Raw genomic sequence first — 21,544 nt, 5'->3', positions numbered from 1 at the left:
AGGCATTTCTCGCCCGGCTGCCTGTGAACCGACATGGAGCGGAACAATGAAAATCCTGATGGTGCTGACATCGCACGACCAGCTGGGCAATACCGGCAAGAAGACCGGCTTCTGGCTGGAGGAATTCGCAGCGCCCTACTACGTCTTCAAGGACGCCGGCGCCGACATCACGCTGGCCTCGCCCAAGGGTGGCCAACCGCCGATCGACCCGAAAAGCGACGATCCGGGCGCCCAGACCGACGCCACCCGGCGCTTCCAGGGTGACCCGGCCGCCAGGGCCGCACTGGCCAGCACGCTGACGCTGGACCAGGTGAAGGCGGAAGACTTCGACGCCATCTTCTACCCGGGCGGCCACGGCCCGCTGTGGGACCTGGCCGAAGACAAGCGCTCGGCCGCGCTGATCGAGCAGTTCGACCGCGCCGGCAAGCCGGTGGGAGCGGTATGCCACGCACCGGCGGTGTTCCGCCATACCAGGGGCGCGGACGGGGAACCGCTGGTCAAGGGCAAGGAAGTGACCGGCTTCACCAACAGCGAGGAAGAAGCCGTGCAGCTGACCAAGGTGGTCCCGTTCCTGGTGGAGGATATGCTCAAGGCCAATGGCGGGCGCTTCACGCGTGGCGAGGATTGGGCCAGCCATGTCGTGGTCGCGGGGCGGCTGGTGACGGGGCAGAATCCGGCATCGTCTGATGCTGCGGCGCAGGCGCTGTTGAAGATGTTGAAGTAAGGGAAGGCGGCAAACGCGCCGCCGCCGGTTTGCACCCCTCGCCCGCTTGCGGGAGAGGGGTGCGTACGCCAAGCTTGATGGCTACTTCAAACGCATGGGTTGTCCCACTTACTGCGGCACCAACTCCAACCGCTCCCGGCTGGCCTTCTCCACCGCCTTGCGCGTATACACCAGCGGGAAATACTCCCCCTTGGCCCACAACGGCGCCAGGTCGCGGTAATGCGGGCTGGCGGGATTGCCCGATTGTCCCGGCGTGTTGATCACGCGCGAGGCATCCCAGTTGCCCACATCCTGCACCATGCGGAACGACGCGCCCGCGGTCAGCCGGAAGTCGGTATTGCGGTAGCTGGTGTTCATCGGCGTGAAGGCCGAGCCGCCGATCGGACCGGCGTTGACGTTGAACTGCTGGCGTTCCGCGTCGCTCAGGATCGGGTCCATCGGATGCGTGAACACGGCGGTGTGGAGCTTGCCCCATCGCCATGCGCGCGGGTCGGGGCCGAGCTTGCCTTCCGCTTCCGCCATGGCGGCCTTCAGCGATTCGAGCATCACCGCATTGCGGCGCTCCACCGGCATCCACGGACCGGGCTGCTCCAGCACCGCCACCACGCGCGCGGCATCGCCGGCACCGACCAGGCGTGCGGCTTCGGGCGTCAGCGCGGCGCGCACCACGGCCTGGCGCAGGTGTTTGCTGAACCAGACTTCGAACAATGCCGCAGCGGCGCTGTCGGCACGCTCGTTGCCGTCCCACCCGCGCAGCAGGTCCAGGCCGCGGGCCAGTTGCGGGTCGTCGCTGCGCACATCCCTCAGCAGCGCCACCACGCGCTGGGCCGGCAGCGAAACGGTGTCGTTCTGCCACGCCATCGAGTCCTGCACCGAGCTGCGCGCATTGGCGCCCACCACGGCCTTGAGCCGGCGCGCGCGCGAGCTGTCGCTCCATTCATAGCCCACGCCAAGTTTCGCGGCCGGGTGCTCGGGCGGGATGTTGTTCTCGTTGGCGGTGACGATGTAGCCTGGCGCGGGGTTGTAGGCCCACGGCAGCTCGTCCATGTTGCGGTAGCCGGCCCACTCGTAGCGGCCATCGCCCGCCACCGGCGTGAGGCCGTCCCAGTTGGGCCGCTTGACGGTCAGCCCGCCCGGGATCCAGCCGATATTGCCGCTGCTATCGGCATAGACCTGGTTCTCGCCGGGCGCGCCCCAGCGGTTCATGGCGGCGCGGAACTGGTCCCAGTTGCGCGCGCGCATATAGTCCATCGAACCGAAGTACGGCGCCATGCCGTAGTCGAGCCACGCGGCGCGCAGCGCCCACGCCTGCGCGCGGCCGGCATCGGCAACCAGCACCGGGCCGTGGCGCGTGAAGTCGATGGTGACCTTGCGCGGCGCGGACTCGCCCTTGACCACGATCTCTTCGGTGATGCTCTCCATCGGTTCCCAGCGGCCCTTGTACTTGTACTCATGCGGGTTGGCCGGATTGAGCTCGTAGCCGTACAGGTCTTCCTGGTCCATGTAGAAGCGCGTCAGGCCAAAGGCAATGGTGCCGTTGTGCCCGATCGAGATGCCGGGCAGGAACGGCTCGCCCGCGCCGATCACCGACATCCCGGGCGCGTTCAGGTGGCTGATATAGCGCAGGCTGGGCGCGCCGTGCGAGCGGTGCGGGTCGTTGGCCAGGATCGGGCGGCCGGTGGTGGTGCGCTTGCCGCCGATGACCCAGTTGTTCGATCCGAGGCTGCGGCCGGCGTCGCTGTTGGGGTCCACCAGGGCATAGAGCTGGTCGAGCGGGATGCTGGCGGCCTGCGCATTGCCCCACGCCTCTTTCGGGAAGCGCGCTGCGGCAGTGGCCAGTTCGTAGGCGCGGCGCAGCTCGGCGGCGGGAACCGTGCAGGGGTCGATGCCGGGGCTGAGCCTGGGCTCGATCTGCGGGTCGAGTTCGCGGCGCAGCCAGTCGGCACGCGGGGCGTCCTGTTTGGCCTGGCAATAGAGCTGGGCGCGTTCGACTTCGCCGGTGAAGTTGAGCGTCAGGCCGTGGTGGCGGATGCGCACGATATCGTCGGCGCGCCAGCGCGCAGGCTTGTAGTTGAGCTTGCGGAATTCCGGCGGCAGCAGCTCGGGCTTCTGCTCGGTCAGCGCCACATAGGCGTTCACCCCGGCCACGAAGGCCTCGGCCACGCGCTTGGCGTCGGAGCCATAGGCCAGCCATTCGCGGTACATGTCGCCGCGGAACAGCACCGCGCGCGCCATGCGGTCGCCATCGGCATAGGCCGGGCCGAAGTCCCTGGCCATTTCGCCGAGTCCGCGCTTGCGCCACAGGTCGATCTGCCACAGGCGGTCGCGCGCGGCCATGAAGCCCTGCACGAAAAAGGCGTCGTAGAGCGTGCCGGCATAGATATGCGGCACGCCCCAGCGGTCGACCAGCACGCTGGCGGGCTTTTCCAGGCCGGGCACGGCCAGCACGTTGTTGCGGACGGGGGCTTCGGCCATGGCGGCCGGGATGGTGGTGGCGAGCAGGGCCAGCGCAGCGGCCAAGCGGCGGGGGGTGCGTAACATCAGGTCTCCTCGGTGTTGTGATTGGCTGCAGATGTCTTGCAGTTCACACCGAAGATAGTGCATCGCCGGCCAGCGCGCGAGCCGCGCGGCCGATCTCCGCACGGCGTGTGCCGCTGCGGGTTCGCTCAGTAGACGTCGCGCCGGTAGCGGCCGTCGTCGGCAAGCCGGCGCAGCGCGTCTGCGCCGAGGATCCCGGCCAGTGCGTCATGGACGCCGCCGGCCATGCCCTGCAGGCTGCCGCAGACATAGATGGCGGCGCTGTCCGCCACCCATTGGCGCACCGTATCGCCCTGCGCGCGCAAGGCGTCCTGCACGTAGCGCGGCGCGCCGCCGTCACGCGACCAGGCATGGTCCACGCGCTGCAGCGTGCCGTCGGCCTGCCATGCGGCCAGGTCCCCGGCAAAGAACGCATCATGCTGCGCCGAGCGCTCGCCGAACAGCAGCCAGTTGCGGCGCCGCCCGGCCGCGGCGCGGGCCTTGAGCTGGGCGCGCAGCCCGGCCAGCCCGGTGCCGTTGCCGACCAGGATCAGGGGCCGGTCATCGGCCGGCGGGTGGAAGCTGCGGTTGGTGCGGATGCGCAGCGCGATGCGGGTGCCCACGGCCGCGTGTTCGGTCAGCCAGCCGGAGGCCAGGCCCAGGCGGCCGTCGTCGTAGCGGGTCTGCCGCACCAGCAGTTCGAGTTGCCCGTCCCGCGGCAGCGAGGCGATCGAATATTCGCGGTGCGGCAGCGGCGGCAGCGTGTCCACCAGTTGCTGCGGCGGCAGGCCCTGCATCGCCGCGAAGTGCGCCTCAGGCAGCGGCATGCGTGTGCCCAGCGCATCGGCGAGCGTGGCGTCGCGGCCGTCGCAGCGCACCGGTGTGGCGCCGTCGAGGCCAAGCCGCGCCAGCAGCCGTTCAACCTCGGCCGGTGCGTGGCACGGGCCGATCTCGGCGATGTCGCCGGCTTGCCAGTCCATTGCCGCATCGCCCTGCGGCGCCAGCGACAGGTGGAATGCCGGCGCACCCTGGCTGCCGGGGTTCAGATGGTGGCGTTGCGCGAGCCGCCAGCTGTCATAGCGCGGGCGTTCCCAGTCGGCAATCTCCGCGCCGCCGCTCAGGGCCGACAGGTGGTTCTGCCAGTGGCGCAGCGCGCCGGCGTCGCCGTTGTCGACTTCGACCAGGTCAAACAGCGGCTGCGCGCGGTGGCGCTGCAGCCAGCCGTCGAGGGTGTGGCCGAAGGCGCAGAAGCGCGCGTAGCTGCTGTCGCCGAGCGCGAGGATGCCGTAGCGCAAGGACTGCAGGCCATCCGCGCCGGCCAGCAAGCGGCGCGCAAAACCGGACGCGCTGTCGGGGGCGTCGCCCTCGCCGGTGGTGCTGACCAGAAACAGCGCCTGGCGGCATGCCTGCAGGCGCCGCGCATCGACATCGGCCAGCGACAGCAGTTGCACCGGCACCCCCGCGCCGTGCAGCGCGTTGGCGGTCTGCAACGCCAGTTGTTCGGCAAACCCGGTCTGCGAGGCGTAGGCAACCAGCGTCGCGCCCTCTTCCGTGCCAGCCAGTGCCACCACGCGCACGCGCCGCTGGCGATGGTGGGCAAGCACCGCGCTGCAGAAGCCCGCATAGGCGGCCACCACGCCGGCCGCCATGGCCATGCGCGACGGCCCCAGCACGGACAGCGCGACGCCGCCGGCAACGGCAAGCCAGCTTGCGCCGGCGATGGCGGACGGCATGGCCTTCGCGCTCATGCCAGCATCGCGGCAAAGGCCGGGGACAACTGTTCGTCGAAGCCGCCCGGCGTGCGCACCAGGAAGCGCGCGGCAATGCCGTGGCGGCGCGCGTGCGCCATGCCTGCCTGCGGGCCCAGCACGGTCAGCGCGGTGGACAGCGCATCGGCCAGCATGCACTGCGCGTGGATGACCGTGACCGAGGCCAGCGCGTGGCTGGCCGGATAGCCGGTGCGCGGATCGATGGTATGGGCGTAGCGGCGACCGTCACTGTCGAAATAGCGGCGATAGTCGCCGGAAGTGGCGACGGACAGGCCGTGCAGTGCCACCAGCGTCTGCCCCGCGGCATCGCTGCCCAGCCCCGGCGGGGCCTCCAGCGCGACCCACCACGGCATGCCGTCGGGCTTGACGCCATGGCCGCGCAGTTCGCCGCCGATCTCCGTCAAGTGGTGGTCAAGGCCCTGCTCACACAGGTAGCCTGCCACCGCGTCGACGGCAAAGCCCTTGGCGATGGCGCAGAAGTCCAGCGACACGCCGCCCGGCTGCCAGGCGCGCCGGCCCGTGGCATCGACTTCGATGCGGGCCCAGCCGCAGCGGCCGCGCGTGGCCTGCACCGCGTCTGGCGACGGCGGCGCGGTGCGCGCCGGTGCTGGGCCGAAGCCCCACAGGTCGACCAGCGGACCGGCGCTCGGGTCATAGGCGCCACCGCTGTCGCGCGCCACCAGCAGCGCGCATTGCAGCACCATGAAGCAGTCTTCAGGCAGCGCGTGCCAGCTGCCGGGTGCCGCGCCGTTGAAACGGCTCAGATCGGAATCCGCTTCCCAGTTGCTCATCTGCGCGATCACGCCATCCAGAACGGCCTGGATGCCGGCGGCGATGGCGTCCGCATCCGTGGCCGGCGGCAGCAGTGCCGCCACCGACCAGGTCGTGCCCATGGTCGCGCCGCCCCAGCGCTGCAGCCGCATATCGGCTGCGGGCGGCTGTGGGGGCGCGGTCAGCGCAACAGGTACCAGGACGCGGTTCAAACCCGGCAACCGGCTTATTGCGGCAGCACCTCGACCGTCACCGCATAGACGGCACGGCGCGATTTGGCCTGCTTGAAGGTGGTCTTGTCATCCTTCACCTCGGCTTCCATCCAGTACATGCCAGGGGCCGGCCACTTGACGCTGAACTTGCCGTCGGCGTCGGTGGTGGCGCTGAACTCCTGCAGCTGGTCGCGGTAGCGGATGCCGCCCGGCACCACCGAGACCTTCAGGTTGCTGGCGGGCTTGCCGTCGAGCAGCATGCGGAAGCTGGCGGTGTCGCCCGCGACCAGGTCGTTCGGGTGCGTGATCGGGGCCAGTTCCAGGCCGCGGCCGGCGGTGCGCAGGCCCTTGTCGCTGGGCTTGCCGGCGGTGACGAAGGATTCGATGCGGCCTTCGGCCTGGGTGACCTGCAGGTCCTGCGCATTGGCCGGGACTTCCTTGGCGAAATTCTCGGCCGAACCGCGCCAGCGCTTGGCCTGGCCGTCGACCTTGTAGCTGGCGAACAGGCCGTTGTTGACCACCGCCACGCGGTACGTGCCGGGCTGGGTCAGGTGCAGGTCGAAGGTGCTGCGGTACTTGCCGGTGGCAGCGTTCTCGGCCTTGACGGCGCTGCCGTCGGGCGCGGTCACCTGCAGGTTGTCGAGCCGCATCGGCACGTGCTCGAAATAGAACAGGTCGTTGGAGACAGCGGCGTCCACGGTCACCCACGGATCGCTGCCTGACAGCACGGTGGCCGACGGCAGCAGCCACTGGCGGTGCGCGTGCGCGGCCAGCGGCGCCAGGGCGGCCAGGGCGAGCACGGCCACGCGGGTGGCCATGCGGGTAGATGCGGCGGACATAAGGGAAGGTTTCATCGTCTGGCTCCGGAAGGATTACGGCTTCAGTTCGACGGTCACGCCGCCGAGTTCGTGTTCGCCCTTGGCGCGGGCGGTCTGTGCGGCTTGCGGCGGCCACGTGAACGGCACGCGCAGCAGCTCGCGCCCGCCCACTTCACGCGCGGCTTCCACCACCAGCTGGTAGTTGCCGGCGGGCAGCTTTCCCAGCGGCGCCTTGCCGTCGCTGAAGCTCACGCCGTGCTCGCCCGGCGCGCGCGTGGCGCCGGAGATGCCGTCGGCCAGCATGTGCAGGTCGCGGCCGGCCTTGCGCCACCACTGGCGCATGTCCTTGAGCCACTTGGTGCCTTCGCCGTCCCTGAGCTTGCCGTCGTACCAGACCGCCAGGGTCTGCACCGGGCTCTGGTCGGCGCGCTCGACCCACATCGCCACATAGGGGCGGTGGTACTCGGCCACGGTCAGGCGCGGGATTTCGACCTTGACGTTCAGGTCCGCGGCCAGCGCGGGGCCGGCCAGGGGAACCGCGGCCATGCCGGTCAGGGTGACGGTGAGCAGTCGGCGCATATCGGAGAAACCTCGTCAGTGGGATGCAGGAAGGAAAACGGTTGGAACGGTTGACTCAATGGATAAACAGGAGCGCCAGCAGCACCGGGACCACCAGCCCCAGCCCCACCAGCGGCCAGGTCCCCACGCGCCCGGCCGCATGCAGCTTGAGCAGGAACAGGCCGGTCACGCTGAAGACCAGGCATGCCAGCGCGAACACATCCAGGAACAGGCTCCACGCGGCGCCGGTGTTGCGGCCCTTGTGCAGGTCGTTCAGGTAGGAGATGGCGCCGCGCGTGGTTTTCTCGTACTGGGCTTCGCCGCTGTCGAGTTCCAGGCTGACCCAGGCGTCGCCGCCCGGACGCGGCAGCGCCACGTAGATCTCGTCGGCGGACCATTCGGCCTCGCGCCCGCTGGCGTCGATGTCCAGCGCCTGCGCCAGCCAGTCGGCCAGCACCGGCGGCACCGGCGCCTTCTTTTCACGCGCCTGGGCATCGCCCGCCGGCGCTTCGGCCCGCACCTTGTCGAGCACGCGCGTGGGCATGGTGGCGTGGCGTGTCTCGACCGCGGGACTGGCCTCGATCTGTGCGGCGTGGTTGAGCGTGAAGCCGGTAACGGCAAACATCAGCATCCCGATCAGGCAGATCGCGGAACTGATCCAGTGCCACTGGTGGAGATGCTTGAGCCAGAAGGCACGGCGCTGTTGGCCGGAGGCCGGCTGGGTTTCGGTCATTGCGGTTGGTCGGCGGGCGCGGCCCAAGTGGCGGCCCGGTCTTGCCTTGTGTACGGATAGCTGGAGCGTCCCTTGCGCGCATCACACGGGCTCAGGCGTGCCATTGTCTGCACAATGGTTGGCGGAAGAGAGAAGGATAATCGTTCGCATTTGAAATCGCAAACGGTCCGGGACGGCGCTGGATTACAGCGCATTACAACGTGAAGCAGCGGGACGGATCACTTGTCCGCGGCGCTCTGGTTCGCTGGAAGAGATGTGCAACGCACAAGCAAGACGGCACATGTAAGCCAATCAACCACATCACCCGAAGGGGTGAAATTACCCCAGTCAAGTTAGTTGCCTCCTGCGCCGTTAAGGCGATGACTCACACGCATGCGACAGGCGCCACCGATGCATGACGCCGCCGGCGTGTCGCCGACAAGAAAACGCGCAGAGCGCGGAATATGGAGGAGTGGAAGCAATGCTGCACAACCTGAGCCTGAAGAAGAAGCTGTTATTGCCGCTGGTGCTGAGCTGGATCTGCCTGCTCGGCATCACGCTGTGGAACGCGTGGCAGATCCGCTCGCTACGCATGGAAGAGCGGCGCCTGGACCTGGCCCACGTCACCGACACCGCATTCTCGGTGGTGGCCGAGTACGAGGCGCTGGCCAAGGCCGGCAAGCTGACGCAGGACGAGGCCAGGAATCAGGCCATCGAGCGCGTGCGCGCGATGCGCTTCGGCAGCGATGGCTATTTCACGCTGATGCGCTCGGACACCGTGGTATTGATGCACCCGTTCAAGCCGGAGATGAACGGCAAGGCCATGGAAGGCACCAAGGACCCCAACGGCGTCTACCTCTTCCGCGAAATCGCCGGGATCGGCAAAGGGCCTGGCAAGGGCTTCGTCGAGTACCTGTGGCCCAAGCCCGGCGCGGATGCGCCGCAGCCCAAGCTGAGCTACGTGGCCAACTTCCGCCCGTGGGACTGGAACTTCATCGCGGGCCTGTACCTGGACGACATCGAGGCGGCGTTCCGCGCCGAACTGATGAAGGCGTTCGGCATCCTGCTGGGGGTTGGCTTGCTGATGTCGCTGGTGATGGTGCGCGTGGCGGCCAGCCTGCAGCGCCAGCTGGGCGGCGAACCTGCCACCACGGCGCACATCGCCGGGCGCATTGCCGAAGGCGACCTCGGCAGCCAGGTAGAGGTGCGCCCCGGCGACGAGCACAGCGTCCTCTATGCGATGCATCGCATGCAGGCGCGCCTGACCGGCGCAATCGGCAGCATCCGCGGCTCGGCCGATTCGATCGCGGGCGCGGCCAAGCAGATCGCCGCGGGCAACGCCGACCTGTCGCGCCGCAGCGAAGAACAGGCCGCGTCGCTGCAGGAAACCGCCGCCAGCATGGAGCAGCTCACCAGCACCGTGCGCCAGAGCGCCGAGAACGCGCGCCAGGCCAGCCACCTGGCCGAAGGCGCATCGGACATCGCGGTGCGCGGCGGCACCATCGTCAGCCAGGTGGTGGACACCATGGGCGAGATCAAGAATGCCTCGGGCAAGGTGGTCGACATCATCGGCGTGATCGAGGGCATTGCCTTCCAGACCAACATCCTCGCGCTCAATGCGGCCGTGGAAGCGGCACGTGCCGGCGACCAGGGCCGCGGCTTCGCGGTGGTGGCCGGCGAGGTGCGCACGCTGGCGCAGCGCAGCGCCACCGCTGCAAAGGAGATCAAGGCGCTGATCGGCAACTCGGCGCAGCGCGTGGATGACGGCGCGGTGCTGGTTGAAAGCGCGGGCAAGGCGATGGACGAGATCGTCGGCGCGGTCAAGCGCGTGACCGACCTGATGGCCGAGATGCGCGCGGCTACCGAGGAGCAGACCGGCGGCATCGAGCAGGTCAACCAGGCGGTGTCGCAGATGGACCAGATGGCGCAGCAGAACGCCGCGCTGGTGGAAGAAGCCGCGGCCGCCGCCGCCTCGCTGGAAGACCAGGCCGATGCGCTGCATCACGCGGTCGGCCAGTTCCGGCTGGCGCAGGCCTGACGGCAGCGCCTGCGCTTGTCACTTGAGCGTCATACGCACCAGACTGCTGCGTGTATCATGAAGCGCAACCGGCCGCCCCTTGCGGCCGGCATGGACTCAGACCACTACCGGGAGAGCGCATCATGATGGCATTCATTGGCACCGTGTTCGTTGGCCTTATCGTCGGCCTGATCGCCAGGGCGGTCAAACCCGGCGACGACAAGATGGGCTGGATCATGACCATCGTCCTGGGCGTGCTGGGCTCGCTGGCTGCAGGCTACGTCGGCCGCGCCATGGGCTGGTACCTGCCGGGCCAGCCGGCCGGCTGGATTGCGTCGGTGATTGGCGCGATCGTGCTGCTGGTGATCTACGGCATGGTCCGGCGCAAGGGCTGACTGGCGCGGCGCACGCCGGCGGCGTCCTGCGCGTCGGCCAGGGCCGGTACCTCGGGCGCGGCAGGCGCCTGCGGTACCGCGGCAGTATTGGGCGTGCCGCTGCGCGCCGGCCCCTGGAGGCCCTGGGCCAGCGTGGCGCCAGGCACGGCGTCGGCCGGCGTGGCCATGGCGGGCACGCGCGGCGTACGCAGGCCGGGCGCGGCATCATGGCAACGCAGCAGCGGGCGGTCGCCACCCGGCGCCATCGCCGACACCTGCGGCGCGACCGCCCGCAGAACCCGCACCGCCAGCGCGCTGGTAAAGCTGTAGCGCGCCGCATAGGGTTCTCTCACATTGACCACTACGGTGCCGAAGAAGCGCTCGCCCAGCGTGAACACAAAGGTGGCCGAGCGGTTCACCGAGCGCGACGAAATCAGCCGCCCGCCCGGCCCATAGACCTGGTAGCGCTGGTCGCCGGTGCCAGTCTTGCCCGCCACCGCCAGCGTGGCGCCGTCGCGCCCGGGCACCGTGAAGGCGCCGCGGATCGACCTGGCGGTGCCGCGCTCCACCACATCCAGCATCGAGCGCCGCGCCAGTTCGGCCACTTCGGCCGGCAATACCCGCTTGCCCGGACCCGGCTGCAGCACGTAGCGCGTGGCGTACGGCGTGCCGTCGGCAAACGCCAGGCTGCGCACCGCCGTGTTCTGCGTGACTACGCCGCCCGCCAGCAGGATGCCGGCCAGCTCCGCCAGCGCGGCCGGCCGGTCGCCCGCGGCACCGATGGCGCTGCCGTACGACGGCGTCAGGGAATCGAACGGATAGCCCAGCCGCTGCCAGCGCCGCGCAATCCGCGTGAAGGCGTCTTGCTCCAGCAGCGTGCGGATGCGGTTGTCCTGGCCGGCCTTGCTGCGCGTGCGGAACAGCCATTTGTACACTTCCTGGCGCTCGGCGGTGCTGGCCTTCAGGATCTCTGCCAGCGTCGCGTCGGGGTGCTGGTCGAGGTACTCCACCATCCACAGTTCCAGCGGATGCACCCGTGACAGGTAGCCCCGGTCGTTCAGGTTGAACTTGTCCTTGCCGTACTTGCGGTACAGCGCGCTCAGGTCTTCGCCGGCCAGCTGCTTGTCGCCCAGGCGGCCGCGCATGATGCGGATGTAGCTGTCCTCGTCCAGGTGCGGCCGCGCGCTCAGCAGCGTCACCGACATGCGCACCGCATTCAGGTGCGGCGTAGTCATGCGCACGCGGCCCAGCAGCGTGGCCAGGCGCAGCTCAGAACTCTTGCCGCGGTAGCGCTGGTAGAAGTTCGTCATGTAGGCGCTGCCCTCCTGGTCGGCAAAGCGCTCCAGGTAGGCGCGCCGGCCGGGCGCGTCGCGGTCATCGAAGAGCTCGCCAATGTCCGGGCTGGCGTGGAAGGTCTCGTAGCGCACGATGTCGCGCATCATGCGGATGAAGACCAGGTTGACCGAGTGCTGGAATGCGGTCCGCACCGTCAGGTTGCGCATGCCCGATTCACGCTCGAAATTGCTGAAGCTCTGCAGGCCGCCGCCGGTGTAGAAGGCTTCGCCGGCGCCGCCGGAGTACTTGCGCTCCATGGCGGCATCGAGCATGGCCATCAGCTCGCGCTCCGCGGGCTTGCGCGCCTTAAGCAAGTAATCGACCGCCCAGTGGCTGAGCGCGTCCTGGCGTGCCAGCGGCACCGCGGCCAGCTGTGCGCTGGTCATGCCGGCATAGCGCGCGTGCAGCTCGCTGATGATCTCCAGGTAGGTCACCAGCGTGCGCAGCTTGGCCGTGGAACCCAGGTTCAGGCGCGCGCCGCTGTTGATATCAAAGGGCTGGTCGATATTGTCGGCCTGGATCCGCACCACGCTGGCATTGCCCACGCGCTCATACAGCGTGAAGCTCGTCATCAGTTTCGACGGGTCGTCGTGGTCGCGCAGCAGGTTGTGGCCGTACAGGCCCATGGCGCGCGCATCGGCCTTGTTGTTCACGCGCTGCAGCGTTTCGGTGACGATGCGCTGCGCCTCGCGGTTGACGGTGCTGTCCACGGTCAGGTCGAGCCGGTCCATGTCGTAGCGGCTCTCCACCCCGGTGAGCCGGGTGATATCGGCACGCACCCGGTTGACGGCCTTGCGCGTGACAAAGGGCTCCTGCGGCGGGCTCTGGGGTGGCGCGGCCTTGTCCAGCGGCTGCGCCAGCGCTACGTCGCGCAGCTCGGCGGTGATGACGTTGTTGGCCGCCAGCAGGCGCAGGTAGCTGCCGGTCAGCGCATCCAGGTTGGTGTCGTCGCGGCGCAGGTGGTAGGACGGGCGGCGCTGCGAGATGATCAGCGACAGTGCGCGCTTGAAGGCCTGCGCCTGGCGCGGCTCGGGCGCGTGCTGGTCCAGTTCCTTGAGCAGCCGGTTGACCTCGCCGAAGTCCTCGCCATACCAGACCCAGAGCCCATCGCCGATGCCGTTGATCTCGCCGAAGCCGGCGCGCGCCGACAGCGGCACCGTGTTCAGGTAGTCGACCACGATGCGCTCGCGCGCGCGCTGAGTGTCGGGGCCGTCCAGGTAGGCACGCAGCGACGCCGACGCCATCTGGCGGAATTTCTCCGGGATCGATGCGGTGCGCCCTTCGGGCGAGTGCCGGTATTTCTCGATCTGCGTGGCCAGCGTGCTGCCGCCAGGCGCGTCATGCGACTTGTCGGCAAGCCGGATCACCTGGTCGAGCACCGCGCGCGACAGCCGGCGCCAGTCCAGCGCCGGGTTCATATTGGGGTATTCCGGGTTGAGCAGGCCCTGGTTCTCGACATAGAGCAAGGCGCTCACCAGCAGCGGCGGCACCGTGCCGAAGTCCGGGTACTGGCGCTGCGGATAACGCTCGAACGCCAGCGTCAGCCCGTTGCAGTCGCGCAGCAGCAGGCCCGCCTGGTTCTTCTCGCGGTAGGGCGTGAACAGGCCTTCGTCGATCAGCCGCACCATCTCGGGCGACATGCGCGCCTGTTCGGCGGGAACGTAGCCGCGCTGCTCCAGCCGCTGCGCGAACAGCGGCACCTGGCCGTAGCCCATGCGGGCGTCATAGGGCCCGGAATGCGGGAAACGGATGCTGTCGCTGGCGCCCGGCAGGATCTCGAATGTCAGCCGCTGCCCCAGGCTGCCGATCAGCCGCGCCTGCAAGTGCGAGTTGTGCACTTCGCTTGCGACAAAGCTGTACACAACATAGGCGCCCCCACCAAGGGCGACCGCCAAGCCAGCGAAGATCCAGCCACGACGCGACACGTTTGGGCTTCCCTGTTGGGCCGATGCAGCGCGCAGGGGCTGTCATGCACCGGCTCGAAGCGCAATGTTCTCGCGGCGCGCGCACGCCGCGCGCCGCCTGTCTTGATATTAGTAGGAGTAAAGGCAGCCTGCAGCAAGCGCACGCGCGGGCATTGTGCCGTTGCATACAGGCATCACTCCAGGCAGCGCCTGAGCCACATTGCGCCCCTGTCCGAAACGGTCATCAGGCTGCCTGCGCACGTGCCACGGGCCGCCCCCCGAACGGATAGCCCGGGTCGTTGTAGCCGTGCGTCGAGGCATGGCCCGGCGACACCAGCGCATCGACCATCGATTCTTCCTCGGGCGTGATGACGGCAGCGGGCGCGCCCAGGTAGTCCTCGAATTGCGCGAGCGTGCGCGGACCGGCAATGACCGACGAGATGATCGGGTTGGCCAGCACCCACGCCGTGGCGAACTGGCCCGGGGTCAGCCCGCGCCCTTCGGCATGGGCCTTGAGCTGCTGTGCAATCAGCAGCGACTCTTCACGGAACTCGGTTTCCATCATGCGGCGGTCTGCGCGGCCTGCGCGCGTACCCTCGCCCGGTGCCTGCCCGGGCGCGTACTTGCCGGTCAGCACGCCGCGCGCCACCGGGCTGTAGGGCACCACGCCCAGCCCGTAGTGCTCGCATGCCGGCAGGATCTCCACCTCCGGCATCCGGTTCAGCAGGTTGTAATAGGGCTGGCATGCCACCGGGCGCGGCACGCCCAGCTCGCCGCACAGCCGTGCGATCTCTGCGATGCGCCAGCCGCGGAAGTTCGACACCGCCCAGTAGCGGATCTTGCCGCTGCGCACCAGGTCGCCCATCGCCCGCACCGCCTCTTCCAGGTTCGCGCCGGGATAGTCACGGTGCAGGTAGAGAATGTCGATGTAGTCCGTCGCCAGCCGGTGCAGGCTGTCCTCCACCGCGCGCAGGATCCAGGTCCGCGAATAGTGCCCGTGATTGGGCGCCGCCTGCATCGCGTTGCCCAGCTTGGTGGCAAGCACCCAGTCGTGGCGGCTGGCGGTCAGCAGGCGCCCGACCATCTGCTCCGACGCGCCCTTGGTATACACGTCGGCGGTGTCGATGAAGTTCACGCCGTGGTCGCGCGCGCTGGCGACGATGCGGGCGGCTTCGGCCTCATCGGTCTGGTCGGCGAACATCATGGTGCCCAGGCAAAGTGCCGAAACGCGCAGGTTGCTGGCGCCGAGGCGGCGGTAGGGCATGGTGGTGGCGGGCATGGTGGCTCCTTGGGTGGGGTGGGATGGCGTCGGGTTGGTGAAAGCACAGGGCACAGGCGGAAACTGCAGACTGTGACCACGGTTCCACATTTTGCCGCGAGTCGGCGTGGCTTGCTGGCCCCCTGCCGGTTTCCGTGCGGCCCATCGGGGATCCAGCCCGGGAGAATTGGTTTCAATATGTTGCAGGCCGGCCAACGGGAGCCAATTTGCAGTCATATTCTCGCGTTTGCCGCGGAGGATGACGCTTTGCGCTACCCTCGCGGCGTTCATGCAAGAGAAGAAAAGAGTCGAACCTTATGAAAACGGAAACCACGGATGTCGTCATCATCGGCGCAGGGCCCGCGGGCTCGGTCGCGGCCGGCTTGCTGCGCAAGCATGGGATTCCGGTGCTGGTGATCGAGAAGGAGACGTTCCCGCGCTTTTCCATCGGCGAAAGCCTGCTGCCGCAGAGCATGGCCTACATCGAAGAGGCAGGCATGCTGCGCGCGGTGGTGGAAGCGGGCTTCCAGTACAAGAACGGCGCCGCCTTCGCGCGCGGCGACCAGCAGACCGCCTTTGACTTTCGCGAGAAGTTCTCGCCCGGCTGGGGCACCACCTACCAGGTGCAGCGCGCGCGCTTTGACGACGTGCTGATCCGCGAGGCGGCGCGCCAGGGCGCCGAGGTGCGCTTCTCGCACCTGGTCGAGGACGTCGACGTCAGTGGCGCGCAGCCGGAGGTGACCGTGCGTGCGCCGGACGGCAGCCGGTACAGCGTGCGCGCGAAGTTCCTGCTCGATGCCTCCGGCTTTGGCCGCATCCTGCCGCGCCTGCTGCAGCTGGAATCGCCGTCGGGCTTCCCGGTGCGCAGCGCGCTCTTCACCCACGTGGAAGACCGCATCGCGCCGGGCGCCTTCGATCGCAACAAGATCCTGATCAGCGTGCATCCGCAACACCCTGACGTCTGGTACTGGACCATCCCGTTCTCGGACGGCCGCTGCTCGCAGGGCGTGGTTGCCGAGAAGGCATTCCTGGACCGCTACACGGGCACCGAGACCGAACGGCTGCGGGCGCTGGTGGCCGAGGAACCCGGCCTGGCAAAGCTGCTTGGCAACGCGCAGTGGGACACCCCCGCGCGCCAGATCGCCGGCTATTCGGCCAATGTGAAGTCCCTGTGGGGCAACGGCTATGCGCTGCTCGGCAATGCCGGGGAGTTCCTGGACCCGGTGTTCTCGTCCGGCGTGACCATCGCCTTCAAGTCGGCCAGCCTGGCGGCGCAATGCCTGGTGCGCCAGCTTGCCGGCGACACCGTGGACTGGGAGCAGGACTTCGCCCAGCCGCTCAAGGCCGGCGTGGACTGCTTCCGCGTGTTTGTCGAAGCCTGGTACGAGGGCCGCTTCCAGCAACTGATCTTCCATCCCAATGCCAACTCCGAGATCCGCGACATGATCTCGTCGATCCTGGCCGGCTACGCGTGGGACCGCAGCAACCCCTTCGTGGCCGAGCCGCGCCGCCGGCTGGCGGTGCTGGAAGAATTCTGCCGCGTATGATGCGCCGCATCTGCACGCGTTCCGCGTTCGCGCCTGCGCCCGCAGAGGACTTTTTTCAAGGACACCTGGTATGACCAATCCGACCGTGCTGGTTACGGGATCGTCGCGCGGCATCGGTCGCGCCATCGCCCTGCGGCTGGCCCGCGACGGCTATGACGTGGTGGTGCATTGCCGCTCGCGCCGCGACGAAGCCGACTCCGTCGCCGACGCGGTGCGCGCTTGCGGCCGCAAGGCCCGCGTGTTGTGCTTCGACGTGGCCCGGCGCGAGGAAGCCGCTGCCGCGCTGCTGGCCGATATCGCCGCACATGACTGCTACTACGGCGTGGTGTGCAACGCCGGCCTGGCGCGCGACGCGGCCTTCCCGGCCATGAGCGGCGCCGAATGGGACGAGGTGGTGCACACCAACCTCGACGCCTTCTACAACGTGCTCAACCCGGTGGTGATGCCGATGGTGCAGCGACGCCAGCCCGGGCGCATCGTCACGCTGTCGTCGGTCTCGGGCCTGGTGGGCAACCGCGGCCAGACCAACTACAGCGCGGCCAAGGCCGGCATCATCGGCGCCACCAAGGCGCTGGCAATCGAACTTGCCAAACGCGCCATCACAGTCAACTGCGTGGCGCCCGGCCTGATCGACACCGACATGGTCGAGCAGCACGTGCGCGACGAGGCGCTGCGCATGATCCCGGCGCGGCGGCTCGGCACGCCCGACGAAGTGGCCGCGACCGTGGCCTTCCTGATGTCGCCCGACGCTGGCTATATCACGCGCCAGGTGATCTCGGTCAACGGGGGCATGTTCGGATGAAGCGCGTCGTCGCCAGCGTGACCCCATGAACGGGGTCAGCATCTTCTTCCTGCAGGCGATGCTGGTGGTCGCCCTGCCCTACCTGCTATGGCGTGGTGCCGGCCTGCGCCCGGTGTTTCCGCTGGTCGGTGTGCAGGTGCTGGCCGGCATCGTGCTGGGGCCGTCGGTGTTCGGGCAACTGGCGCCGCAGGGCTGGACCGCGCTGTTCGGCCCTGATCGCCTGCCGATGCTGTCCGGCCTGCAGTGGCTGGCGGTGACGCTGTTCTGCTTCCTGACCGGCCTGCACCTGCGCGAAGACAGCGTGCCCGCGCACTGGCGCGCGACCCTGCAGATCTCGCTGGGCAGCATTGCGGCGCCGTTCGCGCTGGGGGCCGCTGCCGGCTGGTGGATGACCACGGCCGGCTGGCCGGTCGCGGGGGAACTGGCCAGCCCCTACTGGTTTGCCTGCGCCATGGGCATCTGCACCGCCGTCACGGCGCTGCCGGTGCTGGGTGCGCTGCTGCGCGAGATGCGCCTGACCGGCACCCGCCTGGGCCAGCTGGCCTTGCGCTGCGCGGCCGTCAACGATGCCTGGGTGTGGCTGTTCCTGACCCTGGTGCTGCTGCAGCATGGCGGCCAGGACGGCGCCAGCGGCCTCATCGTGGCGGCCCGCGCCGGTGCTTACCTGGCGTTCATGTTCCTGGCAGTGCGCCCCGCGCTGGCATGGCTGCTGCGCCGCCGCGCGCCGGAGACCGAGCTGCTGCTGGCGATGGCGCTGTTCCTGGTGCTGGCGTCGGCATTCCTGGGGGAGTTGGCCGGGCTGCACCATGTGATGGGCGGCTTCGTCGCCGGACTGGTATGGCCCGCACGCGAAGCGCAGCGTGTGCGCCAGCAGCTCGAACCGGTCACGGTGGTGGTGCTGCTGCCCTTCTTTTTCCTGGCCGCCGGACTGCGCACCGAGATCTCGCTGGATAATCCGATGACACTGTGGATCGCGTTGCTGTCGCTGGTCATCGCGATCACCGGCAAGATGGCCGGCGTCGCGCTGCCCGCGCGCGGCGCCGGCATGGGCTGGCACGAATCGCTGGCACTGGGCACGCTACTGCAGACCAAGGGCCTGGTCGAGGTGGTGGTGCTGACCGTGCTGCTGGACGCGCGCATCATCAGCACCGCGGCGTTTTCCGGACTGTTGCTGATGGCGCTGGCCAGCACGCTGCTGGCGCGGCCGTTGACGATGCTGGTAGCGCGGGGCCGGTTGCATTAAGCGCCATCCGGCCGCTCACACCGGAGTCAATCCCGGCAACCCTGCAATCGCCTGCGCCAGGTAGTCCAGCAAGAGCCGCACCCGCTCCGGCTGGTAGCGCCGCGACGGATAGACCAGGAAGGCTTCCTGCGCCGGACCGCTCCAGCGTGGCAACACGCGCTGCAGGGCGCCGCTGTCGAGCAGGTCCTGCACCAGCCATGCCGGCGTCATGCCAAAGCCGGCGCCGGCCAGGAAGCTTTCGCGCATCGCCAGCGAGTTGTTGACGCGGTAGCGGCAGGACGCGCTCACCGGCGCCTGCCCGCCGGGCCCGTCGAGCACGATCTCGTCGCCGGCGGCCAGCCAGGTGAAGCGCAGGATCTGGTGCCGCGCCAGGTCGGCCGGCTGCCGGATGCGCGCATGGCGTGCGAGGTAGTCGGGCGAGGCTACCAGCAGCCGCGGCGACACCGCGATGCGGCGCGCGACCACATTGGGCGGCAGCGAGGCGCCGAGGCGCACCGCGATGTCGACGCCCTCCTCCACCAGGTCGACGAAGCGGTCGTCGAACAGCAACTCCACCTCTACCTCCGGATAGCGCTGCTGGAACGCCAGCACCAGCGCATTGAGCCGCAGCACGCCGAAGCTGGCCGGCGCGCTGACACGCACCCGCCCGGCCGGCTGCCCGGACATGCCACGCGCATCGCTGACCGCCTCGCCGTATTCATCCAGCACGCGGCGCGCGCGCTCATGGAAGCGCCGCCCCGCCTCGGTCGGCGACAGGCTGGTGGTGCTGCGCTCCAGCAGCCGCACGCCCATCTCTTTCTCCAGCGCAGCCACGACCTTGCTGATGGTCGGCTGGGTCGACTGCTGCTCGCGCGCCACCGCCGACAGGCTGCCCAGCTCCACGGCGCGCACGAAGACCTGCATTGCCCTGATGGTGTCCATGCCGTTCCTTGTGTGCCCACTCATTCCATCATGGCATGAGCGATATGCCATTCTGCCCGCTACCTGTCATTTCTGGAATGCCCTACCTTTGGCGCCATCCCGGCACCAACGCCGGTCCACGAACCGAGGCAAACCATGTTCCGCATTCCCCGCATCCTGCGCCGCCTGACTGCGCTGACGTTGTCCGCCACCATCGCCAGCACCGCGGCGCTGGCCAGCCCCTTGCAAGACCCGGCCTGGCTGACCAGCTGGATGGCAAGCCAGCAGCCGGTGTGGCAGCCCGGCGCCCAGCCGCTGCCGACCGGCGTGCCCGCGGTGCTGTCCGGCCAGACGCTGCGCCAGGTGGTACGGCTCAGCGTGGGCGGCAAGCGCGTGCGCGTGGTGCTGTCCAACCCCTACGGCCGCCACCCGGTCGCGGTCGGCGCGGCGCAACTCGCGCGCCATGCCGGCGGTGGCAGTACCGATGCGGCGGGCAGCAGCGCGGTGACGTTCCGCGGCAGCGCGTCGGTGATTCTCCCAGCTGGCCAGTCCGTGGCAAGCGATCCGGTCGTCTTCGACTCCCCCGTACTAGGCGAACTGGCACTCAGCCTCTACCTGCCGCAACCGACAGCGATCGAGTCGTTCCATTGGGATGGGCGCCAGACCGCGTGGCTCGTGGCCGGCAATGCGACCAGGCAGGCCACGCTGCCTGCGCCGCAGTCGTTCAGCGCACGCATCCTGCTCAGCGAGGTGCAGGTCGATGCGCCCGGGCATGCCGGCGCCGTGGTGGCCATCGGCGATTCGATCACCGAGGGCAACGGCTCAACCCCCGACACCAACCGCCGCTGGCCCGACGTGCTGGCACAGCGTGCTGCCGGCAACGGCGTGGCTGTGCTCAATGCCGGCATCTCCGGCGGCCGGCTGCTGCGCGATGGCATGGGGGAGTCCGCGCTGGCGCGGCTGGATCGCGACGTACTGAGCCAGCCGCATGTGCGCACCGTGATCGTGGCGATCGGCATCAACGATATCGCCTGGCCAGGCTCCACCTTTGCACCGGGCGATGCGGTGCCGCAGGCCGCCGAGCTGATCGAGGGCTACCGCCGCCTGATCGCGCGCGCCCATGCGCGCGGCGTGCGCGTGATCGGCGCCACCATCACGCCGTTTGCGGGGGCGCTGCGCGATACGCCGATCCGCGGCTATGACAGCCCGGGCAAGGAAGCGGTGCGGCTGGCGGTCAACGACTGGATCCGCAACGGCGGCGCGTTCGATGGGGTGGTGGACTTCGACGCCGCGGTGCGCGATCCCGCGCGCCCGCAGGCGCTGCTGCCGGCGTTCGACAGCGGCGACCACCTGCATCCCGGCGACGCGGGCTATCGCGCCATGGCGGCGCAGATCGATGCGGCGCTGCCTGAGCTTGGCCGTCAGTCCCGGTCCGGCGCACCCGGTGGAAAGAGCGGACGGTAAGGCCGCGCCTCGTCCACCGCGCGCGCGAACGATGGCCGCGCCAGCAGCCGGTTGCGATAAGCGCGCACATTGCCGCGCGCATCGGGGATGGGATGCACCCAGTCCGCGTAGAACAGCGATGGCGCGGCAGCGCAATCGGCCAGAGTGAAGGCGCCGCCCGCGGCCCATTCCCGGCCGGCCAGCGTTGGCTCGAGCCAGGCGTAGGCCGAGTCAAGCAGCTTGCGCCCCTCGGCCACGCCATAGGCATCGCGGTGCTCCGCCGGGCGCAGGTAGTCGGCCACGATGCGTTGCATCGGCGTCATCACGTACTGGTCGAAGAAGCGGTCGAGCATGCGCACTTCCAGCGCGGCGTCGGGCGAATCCGGCAGCCAGCGCACCGGGCCGCGGTGATGCTGGTCCAGGTAGTCGATGATGATGCTGGACTCGAACACCGTGCGGCTGCCATCGACCAGCACCGGCATGCGCCTGAGCGGCCACAGCCTGGCGAGTTCGTCCATGTTCTGCGCGTGTTCAGGCGACAGCATCCGGAATTCGAAGGGGATGGCGTTCTCGTACAGCGCAACCAGGACCTTCTGGCAATAGGACGAAAACGGGTGGGCGTATAGCTCCATCGTGGTCT

17 protein-coding genes are annotated in these 21,544 nt (G+C 69.0%); 7 read left to right on the top strand and 10 right to left on the bottom strand.

Features of this window, described 5'->3' with window-relative positions; translation table 11 throughout:
- Window positions 1-46 precede the first annotated feature (46 nt).
- The gene (locus AC3WQZ_RS25455; RefSeq protein WP_439669474.1) at window positions 47-724 is read left to right on the top strand and encodes a type 1 glutamine amidotransferase domain-containing protein; all 678 of its coding nucleotides are present in this window, start codon (window positions 47-49) and stop codon (window positions 722-724) included.
- Window positions 725-832: 108 nt separating this feature from the next.
- On the opposite strand, the gene AC3WQZ_RS25450 is transcribed toward AC3WQZ_RS25455, so the two are convergent.
- The 6 genes from AC3WQZ_RS25450 to AC3WQZ_RS25425 all read right to left on the bottom strand — a co-directional run bounded on the left by AC3WQZ_RS25450 (window position 833) and on the right by AC3WQZ_RS25425 (window position 8,102).
- On the bottom strand, window positions 833-3,265 hold the full coding sequence (locus tag AC3WQZ_RS25450; RefSeq protein ID WP_492301462.1) for a penicillin acylase family protein: 2,433 nt from the start codon (window positions 3,263-3,265) through the stop codon (window positions 833-835).
- A 125-nt stretch (window positions 3,266-3,390) separates the two neighbouring features.
- Window positions 3,391-4,974, bottom strand: a complete 1,584-nt coding sequence (locus AC3WQZ_RS25445; protein ID WP_439670031.1) for a sulfite reductase subunit alpha — start codon at window positions 4,972-4,974, stop codon at window positions 3,391-3,393.
- Window positions 4,975-4,985: 11 nt separating this feature from the next.
- Window positions 4,986-5,993, bottom strand: coding sequence for an FAD:protein FMN transferase (locus AC3WQZ_RS25440; protein ID WP_174549445.1), 1,008 nt, complete (start codon window positions 5,991-5,993; stop codon window positions 4,986-4,988).
- A gap of 14 nt (window positions 5,994-6,007) precedes the next feature.
- Window positions 6,008-6,847, bottom strand: coding sequence for a DUF4198 domain-containing protein (locus tag AC3WQZ_RS25435; protein ID WP_058698784.1), 840 nt, complete (start codon window positions 6,845-6,847; stop codon window positions 6,008-6,010).
- A gap of 18 nt (window positions 6,848-6,865) precedes the next feature.
- Window positions 6,866-7,390 (bottom strand): DUF2271 domain-containing protein, encoded by a 525-nt coding sequence (locus AC3WQZ_RS25430; protein WP_492301461.1) that lies wholly within the window; start codon window positions 7,388-7,390, stop codon window positions 6,866-6,868.
- A 55-nt stretch (window positions 7,391-7,445) separates the two neighbouring features.
- Complete coding sequence (locus AC3WQZ_RS25425) at window positions 7,446-8,102, bottom strand: PepSY-associated TM helix domain-containing protein (RefSeq protein WP_010810780.1); 657 nt, start codon at window positions 8,100-8,102, stop codon at window positions 7,446-7,448.
- A gap of 460 nt (window positions 8,103-8,562) precedes the next feature.
- Here AC3WQZ_RS25425 and AC3WQZ_RS25420 point away from each other — a divergent pair, with 460 nt between their 5' ends.
- Entirely contained in the window at window positions 8,563-10,119 is a 1,557-nt protein-coding gene (locus AC3WQZ_RS25420; protein ID WP_011617923.1) for a methyl-accepting chemotaxis protein, read from the top strand.
- Between the two features lie 122 nt (window positions 10,120-10,241).
- A complete protein-coding gene (locus AC3WQZ_RS25415; protein ID WP_011617924.1) occupies window positions 10,242-10,493 on the top strand; it encodes a GlsB/YeaQ/YmgE family stress response membrane protein in 252 nt (83 codons plus the stop codon).
- Here the strand turns inward: AC3WQZ_RS25415 and AC3WQZ_RS25410 are convergent.
- Entirely contained in the window at window positions 10,466-13,732 is a 3,267-nt protein-coding gene (locus tag AC3WQZ_RS25410; RefSeq protein WP_454750703.1) for a transglycosylase domain-containing protein, read from the bottom strand. The two genes, AC3WQZ_RS25415 and AC3WQZ_RS25410, sit on opposite strands and share 28 nt — an antisense overlap.
- Window positions 13,733-13,955: 223 nt before the next feature.
- Window positions 13,956-14,990, bottom strand: a complete 1,035-nt coding sequence (locus AC3WQZ_RS25405; RefSeq protein WP_439669481.1) for an aldo/keto reductase — start codon at window positions 14,988-14,990, stop codon at window positions 13,956-13,958.
- Window positions 14,991-15,286: 296 nt separating this feature from the next.
- Here AC3WQZ_RS25405 and AC3WQZ_RS25400 point away from each other — a divergent pair, with 296 nt between their 5' ends.
- From AC3WQZ_RS25400 to AC3WQZ_RS25390, 3 genes are all read left to right on the top strand, one after another.
- Window positions 15,287-16,516: an NAD(P)/FAD-dependent oxidoreductase gene (locus AC3WQZ_RS25400; protein WP_011617926.1), complete on the top strand. Its 1,230-nt coding sequence runs from the start codon at window positions 15,287-15,289 to the stop codon at window positions 16,514-16,516.
- Between the two features lie 70 nt (window positions 16,517-16,586).
- The gene (gene fabG, locus AC3WQZ_RS25395) at window positions 16,587-17,318 is read left to right on the top strand and encodes a 3-oxoacyl-ACP reductase FabG (protein WP_011617927.1); all 732 of its coding nucleotides are present in this window, start codon (window positions 16,587-16,589) and stop codon (window positions 17,316-17,318) included.
- Window positions 17,319-17,343: 25 nt separating this feature from the next.
- On the top strand, window positions 17,344-18,561 hold the full coding sequence (locus tag AC3WQZ_RS25390) for a cation:proton antiporter (RefSeq protein WP_492301460.1): 1,218 nt from the start codon (window positions 17,344-17,346) through the stop codon (window positions 18,559-18,561).
- 15 nt (window positions 18,562-18,576) lie between these two features.
- Here the strand turns inward: AC3WQZ_RS25390 and AC3WQZ_RS25385 are convergent, their stop codons facing one another.
- A complete protein-coding gene (locus AC3WQZ_RS25385) occupies window positions 18,577-19,482 on the bottom strand; it encodes a LysR family transcriptional regulator (RefSeq protein WP_011617929.1) in 906 nt (301 codons plus the stop codon).
- A gap of 135 nt (window positions 19,483-19,617) precedes the next feature.
- Here AC3WQZ_RS25385 and AC3WQZ_RS25380 point away from each other — a divergent pair, with 135 nt between their 5' ends.
- Window positions 19,618-20,925: an SGNH/GDSL hydrolase family protein gene (locus tag AC3WQZ_RS25380; RefSeq protein ID WP_010810806.1), complete on the top strand. Its 1,308-nt coding sequence runs from the start codon at window positions 19,618-19,620 to the stop codon at window positions 20,923-20,925.
- Here AC3WQZ_RS25380 and AC3WQZ_RS25375 read toward each other — a convergent pair.
- On the bottom strand, window positions 20,883-21,536 hold the full coding sequence (locus AC3WQZ_RS25375) for a glutathione S-transferase family protein (RefSeq protein WP_058698797.1): 654 nt from the start codon (window positions 21,534-21,536) through the stop codon (window positions 20,883-20,885). The genes AC3WQZ_RS25380 and AC3WQZ_RS25375 overlap by 43 nt on opposite strands.
- Window positions 21,537-21,544 lie beyond the last annotated feature (8 nt).

Source organism: Cupriavidus sp. FW305-26, assembly GCF_058787975.1.
Note: the sequence above shows the minus strand (reverse complement) of the source record. Positions and strands in the feature narration are given on the sequence as shown.